14 protein-coding genes are annotated in these 16,474 nt (G+C 65.3%); 4 read left to right on the forward strand and 10 right to left on the reverse strand.

All coding sequences use genetic code 11. The features are described 5' to 3' along the window. Positions 1–170: 170 nt before the first annotated feature. Genes BLV04_RS18850 through cydD form a run of 3 tightly spaced genes read right to left on the reverse strand, consistent with a single transcriptional unit; the run spans position 171 to position 4,354 of the window. Positions 171–740 (reverse strand): Uma2 family endonuclease, encoded by a 570-nt coding sequence (locus BLV04_RS18850; RefSeq protein WP_093035953.1) that lies wholly within the window; start codon positions 738–740, stop codon positions 171–173. 42 nt (positions 741–782) lie between these two features. Continuing rightward, positions 783–2,516 (reverse strand): thiol reductant ABC exporter subunit CydC, encoded by a 1,734-nt coding sequence (cydC, locus tag BLV04_RS18855; protein ID WP_093035956.1) that lies wholly within the window; start codon positions 2,514–2,516, stop codon positions 783–785. Then, positions 2,513–4,354, reverse strand: coding sequence for a thiol reductant ABC exporter subunit CydD (cydD, locus tag BLV04_RS18860; protein WP_093035959.1), 1,842 nt, complete (start codon positions 4,352–4,354; stop codon positions 2,513–2,515). The genes cydC and cydD overlap by 4 nt, the downstream gene beginning before the upstream one ends. Before the next feature lie 223 nt (positions 4,355–4,577). Between cydD and BLV04_RS18865 the strand changes: the two genes are divergently transcribed. Then, positions 4,578–4,937, forward strand: a complete 360-nt coding sequence (locus tag BLV04_RS18865) for a putative toxin-antitoxin system toxin component, PIN family (RefSeq protein ID WP_245731948.1) — start codon at positions 4,578–4,580, stop codon at positions 4,935–4,937. Positions 4,938–4,994: 57 nt separating this feature from the next. On the opposite strand, the gene BLV04_RS18870 is transcribed toward BLV04_RS18865, so the two are convergent. Genes BLV04_RS18870 through BLV04_RS18885 form a run of 4 tightly spaced genes read right to left on the reverse strand, consistent with a single transcriptional unit; the run spans position 4,995 to position 7,619 of the window. Then, complete coding sequence (locus BLV04_RS18870) at positions 4,995–5,534, reverse strand: lipocalin family protein (RefSeq protein ID WP_093035965.1); 540 nt, start codon at positions 5,532–5,534, stop codon at positions 4,995–4,997. Further along, entirely contained in the window at positions 5,531–6,238 is a 708-nt protein-coding gene (locus BLV04_RS18875) for a DUF6134 family protein (protein ID WP_093035968.1), read from the reverse strand. The genes BLV04_RS18870 and BLV04_RS18875 overlap by 4 nt, the downstream gene beginning before the upstream one ends. A gap of 27 nt (positions 6,239–6,265) precedes the next feature. After that, entirely contained in the window at positions 6,266–7,060 is a 795-nt protein-coding gene (locus tag BLV04_RS18880) for a DUF1295 domain-containing protein (protein WP_093035971.1), read from the reverse strand. Further along, a complete protein-coding gene (locus BLV04_RS18885) occupies positions 7,053–7,619 on the reverse strand; it encodes a DUF2878 domain-containing protein (RefSeq protein WP_093035974.1) in 567 nt (188 codons plus the stop codon). Before BLV04_RS18885 ends, BLV04_RS18880 begins: the two co-directional genes overlap by 8 nt. A gap of 263 nt (positions 7,620–7,882) precedes the next feature. Here BLV04_RS18885 and BLV04_RS18890 point away from each other — a divergent pair, with 263 nt between their 5' ends. The 3 genes from BLV04_RS18890 to BLV04_RS18900 all read left to right on the forward strand — a co-directional run bounded on the left by BLV04_RS18890 (position 7,883) and on the right by BLV04_RS18900 (position 14,254). After that, positions 7,883–8,557: a YiaD family glycine zipper/OmpA-like lipoprotein gene (locus tag BLV04_RS18890; protein ID WP_093035977.1), complete on the forward strand. Its 675-nt coding sequence runs from the start codon at positions 7,883–7,885 to the stop codon at positions 8,555–8,557. 230 nt (positions 8,558–8,787) lie between these two features. Further along, positions 8,788–10,980 carry an EAL domain-containing response regulator gene (locus BLV04_RS18895; protein ID WP_093035980.1) on the forward strand — a complete coding sequence of 731 codons (2,193 nt, stop codon included), beginning with the start codon at positions 8,788–8,790 and terminating at the stop codon, positions 10,978–10,980. Between the two features lie 49 nt (positions 10,981–11,029). Beyond that, positions 11,030–14,254 carry a PAS domain S-box protein gene (locus BLV04_RS18900; protein WP_139191965.1) on the forward strand — a complete coding sequence of 1,075 codons (3,225 nt, stop codon included), beginning with the start codon at positions 11,030–11,032 and terminating at the stop codon, positions 14,252–14,254. Between the two features lie 277 nt (positions 14,255–14,531). On the opposite strand, the gene BLV04_RS18905 is transcribed toward BLV04_RS18900, so the two are convergent. The 3 genes from BLV04_RS18905 to BLV04_RS18915 all read right to left on the reverse strand — a co-directional run bounded on the left by BLV04_RS18905 (position 14,532) and on the right by BLV04_RS18915 (position 16,409). Next, positions 14,532–15,524, reverse strand: a complete 993-nt coding sequence (locus BLV04_RS18905; RefSeq protein ID WP_093035986.1) for an IS110 family RNA-guided transposase — start codon at positions 15,522–15,524, stop codon at positions 14,532–14,534. 325 nt (positions 15,525–15,849) lie between these two features. Then, positions 15,850–16,161: a ferredoxin III, nif-specific gene (gene fdxB / locus BLV04_RS18910; RefSeq protein WP_093035989.1), complete on the reverse strand. Its 312-nt coding sequence runs from the start codon at positions 16,159–16,161 to the stop codon at positions 15,850–15,852. Between the two features lie 32 nt (positions 16,162–16,193). Beyond that, complete coding sequence (locus tag BLV04_RS18915) at positions 16,194–16,409, reverse strand: CCE_0567 family metalloprotein (RefSeq protein WP_093035992.1); 216 nt, start codon at positions 16,407–16,409, stop codon at positions 16,194–16,196. Between the last annotated feature and the right edge of the window lie 65 nt (positions 16,410–16,474).

A 16,474-nucleotide genomic window follows, 5' to 3' on the forward strand; every position in this document is an offset into this window, starting at 1 on the left:
GCTGCCTGAGCCTTCGTAAGAGTTTGAGTGTTTTTCAGGCCGCCGGGCGGTCACGGGCGGGTTTGTCTCCCGCGCAGAGCATCTTTCACGGTAACCCGATGAGGCCGACATGATCCGATCCAATGCCCGGTCCGTCGCCTAGCGCGACTCCGGCTTGAGTTCCGCCGAGTTCAACCCTCGAGCACGACGTCTTCGTAAAGATCGGCCACTGAGAGGCGCACCTCGAGACCGCCGCAGGTGAAGGTCAAGTCACCGTCGTCGATGATCTCGTGGCGCCAATCCCCTTCCTCCGTGCGCCGAAACCGTTCTACACGGCGGCTGTCCTGCGCCACCAGCAGATAGTCGCGCAGCGACGGCAGTGTCCGGTAGGCGATGAGCTTTTCGCGACGGTCGATGATCTCGGTCGAAGGCGAGAGCACCTCGACGATCAGACAGGGGGAGGTCTTGTAGAGCGACTCCCGGTCGTGCGGATCGCAGGTCAAGAGCACGTCGGGGTAATAGAATGCCTCGTGTGCCGCCACCCGCACCTTCATGTCGCTGATGAAGACGCCGCTGGGCTTGCCGCGGGTGGCTGCACGCAGGTGAAAGAACAGGTTTCCGGCAATGCGGTTATGTGACTCGCCGGCTCCCGCCATGGCGAAGACCTGACCGGCGACATACTCGTGGCGGATGTCGCTGGCCAGCTCGCCTTGGAGATAGTCGTCGAGACCGAGGTGAAGAAGCGCCGCGGGCTGGGTCATGAGGATAGTCCTGTGCCTGGGATGTGCTCGCTCACCGTCAGCTTACGCCGTCGCGCCCGCGACGTCTCGCAGCAAGGCCCCCTGCGTGGCTTCCGGGATGACCTTGGAGTCACCGCGGGCGACCTCGCGGCCGTTGTCGAGGACGAGGACGCCATCGACCCAGTCCAGCCCGGCGGGACGGTGGGTGATGAGCAGCACGGTGCGCCCGACCATAAGCCGGTCGAGCGCCTGCATGAGGCTGCGCTCGGTCTCGGCATCGAGGCCCTCGGTGGGCTCGTCCAGCAGCAGGATGGGGGCATCCTTGAGCAGGGCGCGGGCAACGGCAATGCGCCGGGCCTGTCCGCCGGAGAGACGCACGCCGGTCTCCCCGACCCAGGTGCCGTAGCCGTCGGGCAGCTCGCTGATGAAGTCGTGGATCTGGGCAACGCGGCAGGCGGCCTCGATGGCCTCCTGCGTAGCCTCTGGCGCGGCGATCTGCAGGTTCTCGCGGATGGTGGTGTCGAAGAGATAGGTCTGCTGACTGACCACCGCGATATGGCTGCGCAGGTCGTCGCCGCGGAAGGCGGTGATGGAGTGACCGCCGATACTGATGTCCCCGGCGTCCGGCTCCCAGAAGCGCAGCAGCAGATTGAAGAGCGTGCTCTTGCCCGAGCCGGTGGCGCCGACGACCGCGGCACGGGTGCCCTGCGGGACATCGAGATCGATATCGGCTACGGCGGGCGTCGACGCACCGGGATAGCTGAATCCGACACCCCTGAAGCGAATGTCGAAACGCTCCGGTCGGGGCGAGGGTGCAGTCGGCTCGACCACGGGCGGATCGGTATCGACGATGGCGAAGATCCGCCGCGCCGCGGCCAGTGTCCGGCCGAGGAGCTGGAATGCCTGGGGCAAGGGTGCGACGGCCTCGAAGCTCGCAAGCGTGAAGAGTGCGAGCATGGCCAACTGCGGCGGCATCAGGGTGCCGTCGTGCACCATGGGTATGCCCAACCAGAGCAGCACCCAGAGGCTCAGGCTCGCGCTCAGACCCACGGCGGCCTGGGTAACGCCGTGATCGCTGCTCAAGCGGGCCTGATCGGCGATCAGCCGCCGCCCCAGGGCTTCGACGCGTTGGGCCTGGCGCTCGTTGGCCCCGTAGATCGTCAGCTCGGCCATTCCTTGCACACCGTCGATGACGGCCGCACGCAGCTCGGCCTCGTCCTCGGCGAGGCGACGCCCCGGGGCCTGACCGCGCCCTTGCGACCAGACGGGCAAGGCAACGCCTGCGATCAGCAGAAAGGCCAGTCCGGAGAGCGCCAACAGCGGGTCGTGCAGCAGCAGGAAGACGAAGAAGAGCACCGCGCTGATGGCGGCGACCGCCACGGGCACCAGGACGCGGACGTAGAGGTTGTCCAGGGCGTCGATGTCGGCACGGATACGGCTCAGCAGGTCGCCGCTGTGATATTGCTGCAGACGCGCGGGGGCCAGCGGCTCGAGATGGCGGTAAAACCAGACCCGCAGCTCGGCGATCAGCCGGAAGGTGGCCTCGTGATTGACCAGGCGCTCGGTGTAACGGCCGGCGGTGCGCACGACGGCGCTGAGCCGAATGAGGGCGGCGGGCGCGAAGTAGTTGATGGCGACCCCGGCGACACCGGCCACCGCCATCGCCGTGATGAACCAGCCCGCCAAGGCCATGAGCGCGACGTTGGCGATCAAGGTCAGGAGGGCGATCAGGGTGCCGGCGATCATCCAGCCACGATAGGGCCGAAACAGGCTCCAGAGACGCAACAGCTCCTTCATCGGTCGTTCTCCCGCTCCGGATTCCAAACGTCGGCCTGCCCGGGGGCGGTCTGGCCGTAGGCCGCGATCATACGGGCGTAGATCCCGTTCGACGCGGAGAGCATCTCGTGTGTCCCGGACTCGGCCACCCGGCCCGAGGCGAGCACCAGGATGCGATCCGCCCGGCGCACGGTCGCGAGCCGATGGGCGACGACCAAGAGGGTGCGACCCTTGGCCAGCTCCTCGATGCCCTCCTGCACCAGACGCTCGCTCTCCGGGTCGAGGTTGGCGGTCGCCTCGTCCAGGATGACCAGCGGGGCGTCGCGCAGAAAGGCGCGAGCGAGTGCGATGCGCTGGATCTGACCGCCCGAGAGACCGGCGCCGCGCTCGCCGACCAGATTGTCGTAGCCGGCGGGCAACGCCTCGATAAAGTCGGCGGCACGTGCGCGACGGGCCGCCGCGCGGACCGATTCGATATCCGCATCCGGGCGGCCGAGCCGAATGTTGTCGCCGATCGTCCCCTGAAAGAGACGCGGCTGCTGCGGGACCCAGGCGAGGTGGCTGCGCCACTCCTCGAGATCGAGGTCGGCGAGCGCCTGATCGCCGATCAGGATCCGCCCCGAGGTCGGCGAGAGAAAGCCCAGCAGGAGGTTGATCACCGTGGTCTTGCCGGCCCCGCTGGTCCCGACCAGCGCGACACGGGCGCCTGCGGGGACCTCGAAGTCCATGCCGCACAGCGCGTCGCGGCCCGCTTCGTAGCTGAAATGCACGTCCTGAAAACGCAGACCGAAGGGGCGCGGGGCCTGCAGCGAGGCGTGGCCGGACGCGGCCCGATCGGGTGGGTTCGCATCCGGTGCGGATCGCGCCTCCGGCTCGGCATCCAGGACCCGGATCATCTGCTCGGCGGCAGCCGCGGCGGCCATGCGTGCGTGGTACTGAATCCCCATGTTGCGCAAGGGGGCGTAGAACTCGGGCGCCAACATCAGGATGAAGAGGCCCTGCAGATAGGTGATCTCGGGGAGCGCCATCAGCCAATCCGGCATCGGCATCACCAGCCCGTAAAGCCGAAAGCCGACGAACACCGCGATGATGGCGATGCCGATGGCGGCGAAGAACTCCAAGACGGCCGAGGAGAGAAAGGCGACCCGCAAGACCTGCATGGTGCTGCTGCGGTAGGCGTTGGAGATGCGCGCGACCTCGTCCGCCTCGCGACGGCTCGCCCCGAAGAGCTTGAGGGTCGTCAGGCCCTGGATGACGTCGAGGAAATGCGAGCTCATGCGTGCGAGCTCCTTCCACTGACGCTGATTCTTGGACTGAGCGCTCGATCCGATGAGGATCATGAAGAGCGGGATCAGGGGCGCGGTGACCAGCATGACCGCACCCGCGACCCAGTCCGCCGGAAAGACCACGACCAGGATCACCACGGGCAGGATCATCGTCAGCGTCATGGCCGGGAGAAAGCGGGCGTAATAACCCTCGAGGTCATCGATTCCCTTGGTGAGCATTTCGACCAAGGCGCCGCTGCGCTCGTTGGCCAGATAGCGCGGGCCGAGTCGTTGCAGGTGGCGAAAGACCTGATCGCGCAATCCGCTGCGCACCAAGGCAGCGGCTTGGAAGGCCGAGCGCTCACCCAGCCAGACGGTGAACCCGCGCACCAGGAAGAGAACCAGCAAGACCGCCATCAGGTGCCCGATCTCGGTCAGACCCGCCCCCTCGAAGATCACGGCATTCAGGATCAAGGCAAGCAACCAGGCTTGTGCGATGGCGAGCAGACCCTGCCCCACCCCGAGCCCGATGGTGCGCTTGAGCGCAGCACCGGCAAGCGGGCGATGAGACTTGAGCCAAGCGTTGACGGACATGATGCGAGCTGCCTGGAGGCGGGTCGGTCGACCCGAATCGGGGGAGGATAAGGAAGGGGATGCCGACAGGGCAACGAAAAAACTCACACGAGGCAGTTGCTCTCGTGCCGAGAAGCGCCGAACACATGGCTATGAACACGAGAAACGACGCGGATGAGGATCGACGCGCATTGAACGAATCGAACGATTCGGCCGCATTGACGACCGGCACCCGCCCTCGCTTGTGACGAACTTCATACTTGAGCACGGACGCTTGTTGTTTTCCCGGGAAACGTTCGCCGAGCTGGAGACCCGCTTGTGGCGTCCCAAATTCGACCGATACCTCACGCTGGAGCACCGTCAAGCGCTCCTTCACGACTTCAGTGCGGCAGCGGAATGGGTTGAGTTGGATCAGCATGACCACGACCGAATGCGTTTCAGTCGCGACCCGGACGACGACAAGCTCGTGTGGACAGCGCTTGTCGGAGATGCCGACTGGCTGATCAGCGGCGATGCCGATCTACTTGATCTGGCCACGGCTCAAGAGAAGGTTCGGATTCTTTCGCCGGCACAAGCCCGGGCGCTCATCCGCGAGCCCGATTGAGTCTTCGAGCGCACTACCGAGAGGGGACGTGCGGGGGCAAACGCCCCCGCCCACGCCTCACCCGCCCGAACGCTGCGGCACCTTCTCGATCTTGCTCGTGTCGTAGCCGAGCCCGCCGAGGAAGGCGACGATCTCGTCGTACTTGGCCTGCGGGATCTCGGGCGCGCGGGCCATGATCCAGACATAGTCGCGTTTGGCCCGGCCGATAACGGTGATGCTGTAATCGGGCTCCAGCCAGACGATGCGGAAGTCCGCCTTGAAGGGCCAGATGAACTGCATCCACCAGAGCGCGTTGGTGTCGGTATCGCGCACGAAACCCTTCGGGTTGTGCGTCTTCAAAGGCCCGTCGAACCCGTCCTTGTTGAAAGTGAAGGTGGTCGCGATGGTGCCGTCCGGATTGAGCGCGTAGGACTCGACGGCGTTGTAGGCGCCCTTCTCCACGAAGGTCGGGATATTGGCGATCACGTACCACTTGCCCATGAAGCGTTCGAGATCGACCTGTTTGACGGTATCCATGGGCGCGCCTCCTTCTTCGGTGCAGCCGCTCGCAAGGGCGAGCACGAGTGTGATGAGCAAAAGGGCCGAGAGTCTCTTCATGTCGGCGCCATCCGTTGGTAACGCAGCGTCTTGCCTTTGCCGGTATCGCTTTCGAGACCGATCCAGCCGTGTTTGTCCGAGTACCAGAGGGTGAGTTCGAGCTCGTCGGTGCTGAGCTTATAACGTGCAGCGGCGACCTCTTGGCTGCCGAAGCGGATGGATTCGGTCCCCTGCGGTTGCACCCGGACCGGCACCAGCTCGCCGGTCTGAGGGTTCAGAAGTCTGTCCTGCTTCAGGAAATCACGGTCCCAATAGGCGAAGGTCATGACGCAGCCGGGCAGACGCCGCGACTCGCCGTTCACCGACAGTGCGAGCGACTCCCCGCTGTCTTCGCCGCGCACACGGTAGTCCTTGCCGTTGTCGTCCGTGCTGGCGTCGATCGTCTGCAGACAGCCGTCGCGCCAGGTCTCCCGACTCTCGTGACGGTAGCTGTAGGCCGTGAAGATCCAGAAGTTGATGTCGAAGCTGGCGCGACTCGACACCTGCGCCTCCTCGCCGAGCGCGTGGATATCGAAGCTGTGCTCGCCGATCGGATCCTGATCGAGGAAGACCTTGAACCTCAGATTCGCCGACTCGGTGTTGGCGGAGGCCAAGGGTCCGGCGCCGACCATCAGAGCCACCGCCGCGACCGTCCACCAACGGCTTGCGAGCACCCGCATCTGCTCCCCGATCGCGCGTCGCGACCAGCGTTGTTTGATTTCCATCTGCATCTCTCCCGGTACCTAATCTCTCTAAAGATTCGAATCACTCCGCGCCCGCCGCGGCGGCCCCGGAAAAAAGGCGTTGGTTCGCGCGATATAGGCGCGGTAAGCCGGTCGGCGCTCGCCGATATCCTTCTCCAACAAGGCCACCCCGGACACGCGCAGCAGCAGGAAGGTCATCAGCACCGGCGAGACGATCGTCCACCAACCGCCGGCCGCGAGCGCAAACAGGAAGTAGCCCCACCAGATGCAGGCCTCGCCGAAATAGTTGGGATGACGGGTGTAGCGCCAAAGCCCTTGGTCCATGACCTTACCCTTGTTCTCGGGACGCGCTTTGAAGTCGGCGAGCTGTTGGTCGCCGACCGCCTCGAAGAAGAGCCCGACCAGCCAAAGCGAGAGCGCCGCGTAGTCCAGCCACCCGAGCGGGTTGGTACCGAGTGTCGCCGCAAGCAGCGGAAGCGCGATGACCCAGGCCAGAATCGCCTGCAGACTGAAGACGATATAGAGGCTCTTCCAGCGAAAACCCGGCTCGTTCTCCGCCCGGATCGCCTGGTAGCGCCGGTCCTCGCCGTGGCCCCAGTTGCGTTTGGTGATGAAGACGCTCAGGCGCACTGCCCAGAGCGTGACCAGGAAGAAGATCAGGTAGGCGCGCTCGCCCACCTCGGGCGCGCCCGACAAGAAGACCGCCGCCATCAGCAGGAAGAAGAGCGACCAGAGCGAGTCGACGATACTGACGTCGTTCAGCTTCAAGCTGACCAGCCAGGCACCGAGACCCATCCCGAGCGCGGCCCCCAAGCCGGCGAGATAGAGATCGAGATCAAACATGTGCACTATCCTCCGTGAGTGGGGCCAAAGCGGGGGCCTTCGGAAAACCCGCGCCGTCGAACCGCTGCGCCAGCCAGGCGCTCAGCGGCATCAGGAAGGACCAGCCGCCCGCAAGGACGGCCATCGCCACGACCACGTCCGGAAAGACAACGGCGCCGAGCTTGTACCCGCCGTAGAAGGCGAGCGGCCCGCCGATCGCGCCGAGCACGACCGCCAGGGTCCAACGTCCTTTCAGCCAGCTCAGTGCGACGTTCAGGGTCGTCGCGAACGCCACCCACATGGCGATGATCCAGACCGGGGCGAGCCAGGACAGCAGCATGCCGGACGGATACTCAAGGAACCCGAAGCGCACCAGGAATCCGTCCCAAACGGCACCGATGGCGCCGACGATCACCAAAAGCATCACCTCGCGACGCGGCGCGTCGGACATCCAAAGGTGCAAGGCAACGACCAGCGCGGCCACGCCGACCCCGAGCCAAGGCCATCCGTGCGCACCGCCCAGCACGCAGGCGAACCAGGCGATCTGGAAAGCGACGAGATTGACGACAAGTCTGAGCATTGATTCGGATGTCCCGCGGGTGACGACGTTGCGTTCGGGAACATGTTGTGTCGCTCGGTCCCGAGACAAGCGCCCGCAACGATTAAGCCCTCGCGTGCATCTTGTGAGAGATCACATGAGCGGTTTGCGCCGACGCGCTGACAGCGCAGCAGGAAAGGAGGTAATTTCGGCAGTTCCCCCCCGACACGGGACGCGCGCGCCTCTGGTATGATCGGCGGTCACGAATTCGACCTCCGATCACGACTCGCCACGGGAGAACCCAGATGACATTACGTCCCTTGAAACGCCTCGCCGCCTCCGCGCTTGCCGCCGTCCTGGTCGTCGGCTGTGCCGCAGATGGCTCCGGCCTAACCGAGACCGGCGCGGGCGCGGCGCTCGGCTCCGCCGGAGGCGCCGCCGCGGGTGCGATCATCGGCTCGTTCGGCGCCAATGCGGGACGCGGTGCCTTGATCGGCGCGGTCGGCGGGGCCCTGATCGGGACCGCCGTTGGCGCCTACATGGAAAACCAACGCAAGGACTTCGAAAAGGCGCTTGCCGATGAGATCGCCAGCGGCATGATCAGCGTGCAGAAGCTGCCGAATGATCAACTGCTGGTCCGGATGACGGGTGCGACCACCTTCGAGATCGATTCGGACCGCATCCAGCCCGGCTTCTACAGCACCATGGACAAGATCTCGGCCATCGTCAGCAAGTACGGCAAAACCGAGCTCTTGATCTCCGGCCATACCGACAGCACCGGCTCGGCGGAGCACAACCAGCTCCTCTCCCAGCGACGCGCCGGTGCCGTTCAGTACTATATGGAGTCCGACGGCGTCCTACCGCAGCGCATCATCGCAACCGGCTACGGCAAGAATCAGCCGATCGCCTCGAACGAGACCGAAGCAGGCCGGCAGCTCAACCGCCGGGTCGATATCACCATCGTGCCCATTACCGCCTGATCGGACCACCGAATCCGGCAGATCGCTCGACTGGCCGATCCCGGCAGGCCGATCGAGCGGCGCAACCCCGACCCACCGAGCAGGCAGGGTCGGGCGGGTGCTAAGCTTCATAGTTAGCCCCCCTGCGACGGAAGCAAGTTCACGGGCGCCGAGATCCGGCCCTGCGTCTCGCCCCCTCGCGCAACGTCTGAGGTGAACCGATCCTTCCTCGCGGTGCGGAGCACACCGACATGGCCGACAAACCGACGATCCTGATCGTCGATGACGCCCCGGAGAATCTGAGCGTCCTGAGCGGGTTGCTGTTGCCGGACTATGTGGTGCGAGTCGCCAACTCCGGCGCGCGCGCACTACAGGTCGCCGCGAGTGCGCCGATCCCGGACCTCATCCTGCTCGATGTCATGATGCCAGGCCTCGACGGATACGAGGTCATCAAGCGGCTCAAAGCCGACCCGACGACCCGTGACATCCCGGTCATATTCGTCACGGCACTGAGCGCGAACGAGGACGAGTACCGCGGCCTTGCGCTCGGCGCCGTGGACTACATCGGCAAGCCGTTGAAGCCCGCCATCGTCCTCGCGCGGGTCCGCACCCACCTCGAGCTGAAGCAGGCACGCGACAGATTGCGCGACGAGAACGCCCGACTCGAAGCCGAAGTCGTCCGTCGCAGCCATCAGCGCGAGCAGATCCTCCTGTCCGTCGGCGAAGGCATCTGCGGGACCGACGCGCACGGCCACATTGTTTTCATCAATCCCGCAGCTGCCGCCATGCTCGGTGATACGCGCGAGGCACTGATCGGTCGGGGTGCCCACGCAACCTTTCATCTCCCCCGATGCGACGCAGGTCCGGAGACCTCCGACGCCTGTCCGCTCTGCGCCTGCCTGTGCGGCGGACATGCGATCCACCGCCGCGAGGACCGTTTTCGGCACAAGGACGGCTCCCTCCTGGAAGTCGAGCTGACCTGCCAACCCATCCTCGAGGACGGCGCGCTGATCGGTGCGGTCACCACCTTTCGCGATATCGGCGAGCGCAAGCGCTATATCGCCGAGATCGAGCACAAATCCAACTTCGACGCGCTCACGGGTCTTCCAAACCGCAACCTGCTGACCGACCGGATCGCCCAAGGTGTCGCGCGCTGCCGCGAGTCCGGTGCGCTCCTCGCCGTCGTTCTGATCAATCTCGACCGGTTCAAGGCCGTCAACGACAGCCTGGGACACGCGGCGGGCGACAACCTGTTGCAGGAGGTGGCGCGACGCTTTGCCGCGGTGACGCCGGGCGACGTCACGCTGGCGCGCAGCGAGGGTGACGAGTTCGTCGTGGTGGCGGACAGCGAGGACGCCGAGGCGGTCACGCGGCTCGGGCAGGAGCTGCTCGGCGCGCTTTCCGGGCCCTGCCGTCTGGACGAGCGGCAGTTCTTCCTGAGCGCAAGCCTCGGGATGGCGCTCTATCCGCGGGATGGCGCCGACAGCGAGACGCTGCTTCACAACGCCGGCGCGGCGATGACCCGGGCCAAGCATGCCGGCGGCAATCTCATGAAGTTCTACGCCGTCGAGATGAACGCCCGCGCACTCGAGCGCCTGGACCTGGAAAACGGCCTGCGGCACGCCATCGAGCATGACGAGCTGGTGCTGCACTATCAGCCGCAAGTCAGCCTGAGCACGGGTGCCATCATCGGCGCCGAGGCATTGGTGCGCTGGCAGCACCCGCAGCGCGGACTCCTGCCCCCCGTCGATTTCATCCCGATTGCCGAGCAGAGCGACCTCATCCTGGCGCTCGGCGAGTGGGTGCTGCGCACCGCCTGTGCTCAAAACCGCGTTTGGCGGGAGTCCGGTTTGCCGCCGATCACCGTCGGCGTCAATCTCTCGGCACGACAATTCACCTCGCAGGACATCGCCGCGATGACGGGCCGCGTGCTCCGAGAGACCGGCCTGCCCGGAGATGCGCTCGAGCTCGAGCTCACCGAAACCATCTTGATGGCGGACACCGAAGCCTTCACACGCGCGACCGAGGGGCTCAAGGCATTGAGCATCAGCCTCTCGATCGACGACTTCGGGACCGGGTTTTCCTCGCTGGCCTATCTGCGGCGCTTCTCCATCGATCGTCTCAAGATCGACCAATCGTTCGTGCGCGGTCTCGTGGAAGATGCGAGCAGTGCGGCCATCGCGCGGGCGATCATCTCGTTGTCGCACAGCCTGAGTCTCTCGGTGATCGCCGAAGGTGTCGAGACGCGCGAGCAGCTCGCATTCCTCTACGCCTACGATTGCGACGAGATGCAAGGCTACCTCTTCAGCCGGCCGATTCCCGCGGAAGCATTCGAGGGACTGCTGCGCGAGGGCCGAGAGCTCGCCCTACCCGAGCCCGAGGAGACCGAGCCCTTCCGCGGCGAGGCGACGTTTGGGCGTCTCGGTCTACCGGGTCGGCAGTGATCTACCGAGCGCACGTGGGGCTCAACACGCATACGCGGAGCGGATCGCGATGAGTACCCCGACGCTGATCGAGTTCAGCTTCTCGCTGCTGCTCAACTCGGCCCTGTTGCTCGGGCTCGCGCAGGTCATCGATCTCGCTTTATCCAAAGGGCACATGGCCTGGATCAATCGTTCATCCGTCGGCATCGGCCTGCTCATCGGACTTATTTGCGTGCTGCTGATGAAGATCGGCGCCACACTGATGCCCGGGATCGTCTTCGACACACGCTCGGTCTTGCTCGCGATCAGCGGCCTGTTCATCGGACCTGTACCGACACTGATCGCCATGCTGACGGCGGCCCTCTACCGCGGAATGCTCGGTGGCCCGGCGGCCCTGACCGGCATCTCGGTCATTCTGGCCTCGGGGCTGATCGGTCTGATGTGGCGCCGCGCCTTGCCCGGCCCAATCGAGGACATCGGTTGGCACCGGCTCTACGCACTGGGGCTGGTCGTGCATGCCGTCATGCTGGCCCTCATGCTGACGCTGCCCTGGGAGACGGCCCGCGCGGTTCTCGCGACCATCAGCCTGCCGGTGATGATCATCCACCCGTTAATCACCTTGGCACTGGGTCTGCTGCTGATCGAGCGTTTACGCCGCCGCCACGACCTGGACGCCCTGCGCGCGAGCGAAGAGCGCAATCGCCGGATCGTCGAAAACGCCCCTGATCTCATCTTCATCAATCGCAACGATCGCATCCATTACATCAACCCGGCCGGGATTCGCCTGTTGGGTGTGCGGGACGCGGGCGAGCTCGTCGGTCGCTCGATCTATGATCTTTTCCGCCCCGACGATCATGCGGCCGTGCGGGCCCGTATCGCGATCCTGCGCTCCGCTCCCGGCGTGAGCGTGCCTGTAATGCAGGAGGCGCTGCTCGCTTTGGACGACTCGATCCTCCCTGCCGAAGTGAGCGCCGTCTCCTACGCCGTCAATGGATACACCGATATCCAGGTCACCTGCCACGACATCCGCGATCGCCTCGAGGCCATGCAGGCACTGCGGTCGCGCAACGCTCAGCTCGAGCGTTTCAACCGCGCCATGGTCGACCGCGAGCTGGCGATGATCGCGCTCAAGCGGCAGGTCGATCGGCTGTCGCGCGAGCTTGGCCGGGAGCCTGCTCATTCCCTGCGCCTTGCGGCGAGTGAGGCCGCACTCGAGACGGATCGCTCCGAAACGGCGCACGAGGACGTCTCCGACCGAGCAGAACAGCCCGAGGGGACGTCCCCGGCGTCGACACCGACCGATCGAGAGCATGATCGCTTAGCCGCGCTCAACCTGATGGAAGACGCTCAGCTTGCACGTGCCCAAGCGGAGGACGCGTTGGCCCGCTCGCGCGCCTCCGAGGCGCGCTTCCACGGGACCTTCGAGCAAGCGGCGGTCGGCATCGCCATGGTCGCCCCGGATGGACGCTGGCTGAGGGTGAACGAGCGGCTCTGTCATATTCTCGGCTACGGTGTCGAGGAGCTGCTCGGCCGCGCCTTCCAGGACATCACACACCCGGATGACCTGGAGATGGATCTCGACGCCGTCCATCGCGTCTTGGCCGACGAGATCGACCACTACGCCATGGAGAAGCGCTATATCCGCAAGGACGGCGACATCGTCTGGGCCAATCTGACCGTCTCGCTCGCGCGCAAACCCGACGGCACGCCCGATTACTTCATCTCGGTGATCGAGGACATCACCGATCGCAAGCGGATGAGCGACGAGCTCGACCAGCATCGCCATCACCTCCAGGAGCTGGTGGCGCGACGCACGGCCGAGCTCGAGGTGGCACGCCGTCAGGCGGAAACGGCCAACCAGGCCAAGAGCGCCTTCCTGGCGAATATGAGTCACGAGATCCGCACGCCCTTGAACGCCATCGTCGGCCTCACCTATCTGCTGCGCGCGCGGATCGCGGATGCCGAGCAACGGGATCGGCTGGAGAAGATCGTGGGTGCGTCCGGCCACCTGCTGCGCCTCATCAACGAGGTGTTGGACCTCTCGAAGATCGAGTCGGGCAAGATGATCCTCGAATCCGCCCCGTTCGATCTCGGCGCGCTGCTTCGGGATTCAGCGGCGCTGATGGCCGAGCGCGCGCGCGTGCGCGGGCTCGCGCTGGCGGTCGAGCAGGATCCGCTGCTCGAGCGCGAGCCGATCCTGATCGGGGATGCCACACGGCTGCGCCAGATCCTGCTCAACTATGTCGGCAACGCCATCAAGTTCACCGAGCAAGGGTTGATCCGGATGCGTGCACGCATCATCGAAACCGGCGAGGAGGACATCTTGCTGCGCCTCGAGGTCGAGGACAGCGGTATCGGCATTCCCGCCGAAGACCAGGAGCGCTTGTTTCGCGCCTTCGAGCAGCTCGACGCCTCCACGACCCGCCGCTACGGCGGCACCGGGCTGGGGTTGGCGATCAACCGACGTCTGGCCGAGTTGATGGGCGGTGCGGTCGGCGTCGAGAGCAGGCCCGGCGCGGGCAGCCTCTTCTGGGCGACCGCGCGTCTGCGTCGAGGCAATCTCGCCGGGTACGCCGCCGCACGCCTCGCCGAGCCGCGTGACGGCACGCACGGCCGCGCAGGCTTGCCGAACGGCGCACATCTGCTGCTGGTGGAAGACAACCCGATTAATCAGGAGGTCGCTTACGACCTCCTGACCGAATCCGGCATGCGGATCGATGTGGTCGACAACGGCGCGCAGGCGGTGGCGATGGTCGAGCAGACGGCCTACGACGCCATCCTGATGGACATGCATATGCCCGTGATGGACGGCCTCGAGGCGACCCGACGGATCCGCGGGCTCCCGGACCACCACGACACCCCGATCATCGCCATGACCGCGAGCGCGTTCGACGATGATCGACGCCGCTGTCTGGACGCCGGCATGAACGACTATATCGCCAAGCCGTTCGACCCCGAGGCCCTCTATGCACTGCTGCGGCAATGGATTATCCGGCCTGCGGCCGGGGTGCCCGAAACCGACACCGAGACAGTTGCAGAGACGCTCGGGATATCCCCGGCAGCAAGCTCCGCGCAGGCACCGCTCACATCGGATCGATCCGAGATCGATCCGCTCTTGGCCACGCTGGATCGACTGCTGTCGAACGATGACGCCGAAGTCAATCGCACCTTCGCCGATGCAGCGCCAACGCTGCGCCGGTCGCTCGGCGAGGAGATCGTGACCCTGGGGCGGATGATCGACTCCTACGACTATCCCGCCGCACTCAAGCGGTTGCGCGCGTTGCGGGCGCGATAGTAACCCGTCTCATACGCCCAGCCGCAGGTGCCGGGCACCGTACCTGCGGCGCGCGGGTGTAGATACTCTGTTCTGACGCAAGTCCGATTTGCCTCCTATCCATCAATTTTTTCTATCGTCATCGTTGTCTCGGCGGGACGGTCGTTGAGCAGGTGCCAACCCCGTCGGAATCACCTTCGATGATGGATAGGACGTGCTGCGGGGTGGGGCGCAGGCGGACTCCGTGTGGACGGCCACGCACGTGCGCTCGGGCCAACCGAGGAGCGTGCCGTGGCGCTCATGGCGCGGCCTCGCGGAGCAGGCCAAAGCGGCTGCCGTCGAACGCCTGGCGGTGTTTGAGCATGGCATGGATGGCATGCAGCAATTTGCGCATGACCGCGCAGACGGCCTGAATCTTCTTCAGGCCGCGCGCTTCGATGAGATGTCGGTAGTAGCTGTTGACGTGCGGTTCATGGCGCGCGGCGCTCAGCGCGGGCATGAACAGCGCCTTGCGCAGGTGGGCGTTGCCGGCCTTGCTCAGGCGCGGTGGTTTGTTCACGCTGGTGCCCGAGGTGCTGCGGCGCGGATCCAGTCCGGCCAGGGCGACCCATTGCTTGGCGCGCATGTCCTCGGGCAGCACCAGCAGCTCGCCCATGAGCTGGATGGCGCTGGCGGCGGCGATGCCGGGGATGCCGGTGAGCAGCCGGTAGACCTGCGCGAGCTGCGCGTCGGCGCCGATGTGCGCTTCGGCCCAGTCACGCAGGGCTTCGATTTGGGCGGTGTACTGGCGAATGCTCAGGCGCACGTCCTCGAGCACCACGGCCGGCGTGGTGGTGCTTTGCAGCAGGGCATGGAGTTGGTTCTTCGCCCGCGTGCGATCGGCCACCAGCGCCTCCAGGCGCCGTGCGCAGGCGCGCAGCTCCAAGGCCTCGGGCGCCGGGCGCCGCCACGGCTCGAACGGCATGCGCCGGGCGAACTGCGCCAGCACGCCGGCATCCACCGCATCGCTCTTGTTGCGCGTCAGCAGGGCCTCGGCAAAGCGCTTGGCGGCCTTGGGATTGAGCACCATCAGCGCCACGCCGGCCGTGTCGATGGCCAGCGCCAGGTCCAGGTGATAGCTGCCGGTCGCCTCCAGGCACACCCGCTCCACCCGCGCACTGTGCAAGGCCTTGATCAACGCGGCATGACCGCTTGGCGTGTTGGCAAACTCGCGGACCTTGCCGAGCGTCTCCTCGGTGCCGACGGCCAGCGCCAGGGTCTTGTGGGCCACATCGATTCCGGCTGTATTCATCTGTCTGTCTCTTCGGGTTGCAACGCGATACCATGATCCCCGGTTCCCCGACCCTGTACCCTCGCCTACCGACCTTGTGTATGCAGGCTCGCGGACATGTCCACGGCCTCGGATACTCTTCGGTATGGGCGAAGAGGGCGGGGAGCCCATCTACATGCAAGCTCTGAACATCCGAACACGATATCCAGGCTTCAGGGGCGAACGGCTTCCCGGGAACTCCGCATCAAATCCCTTTATCGCTTTCCTTGTCTATCCCTTCAGAACAGAACATACAAGGGGCGACTTAAGTCGCCCCTACCTGCATCGATGCTTTCCCGGAAATCACCTAAGCAGCGGCTGCAAGCGGCTCGTGCGAGAGACACTTCTTGGGACAGACCCGCGAGCAGGCCTGACAGCCGATGCAGTCGAGCGCATCCTTCAAATTCATGACCATGCCCGGCGCCTCGTCGAAATCGTCGTCGCCCTCGTCTTCAAGCTCCTCCAGGTCGAGATCCTCGCGATCGACCAGCTCGAAGACGTCACGCGGACAGACCTTGTAACAGCGACCGCAGCCGATGCAGTTGTTTTGGTTGATGCTCTCGATGAACGCGGGCGTCCATTCGATACCGCCGCGGGTAATCCCGGTAATGACACTCATGGGTATTTCTCCATGTTGAAAAGGGGTTTCGCTCAAGCACTCTCGGCCTGGGCCGCCTTAAGCGCAGCATTGGCCTGCGCCCAAGCAAGGCAGGCATCGTAAGTGGCCTGAGCGATTCCGGGGATCTCCTCGTAACCCGCGGGCAACCGGTCCTCGACCAGGTCATGCAGCTCACCGGCCCGCTCGGTGGCGATCCGTTTCGCCTTGCTCACGGCCTTCTCCAAGGCGCGAATCTCATCAGCCGTCATCCAGGCAACCCCCAAGGTCGAATAACTATTTATCAGTCACTTAAATCGCGCCCCGCCATGGTCAT

Origin of the sequence: Thiocapsa roseopersicina (genome assembly GCF_900106925.1) — a bacterium.
GTDB classification, from domain to species: Bacteria; Pseudomonadota; Gammaproteobacteria; order Chromatiales; family Chromatiaceae; genus Thiocapsa; species Thiocapsa roseopersicina.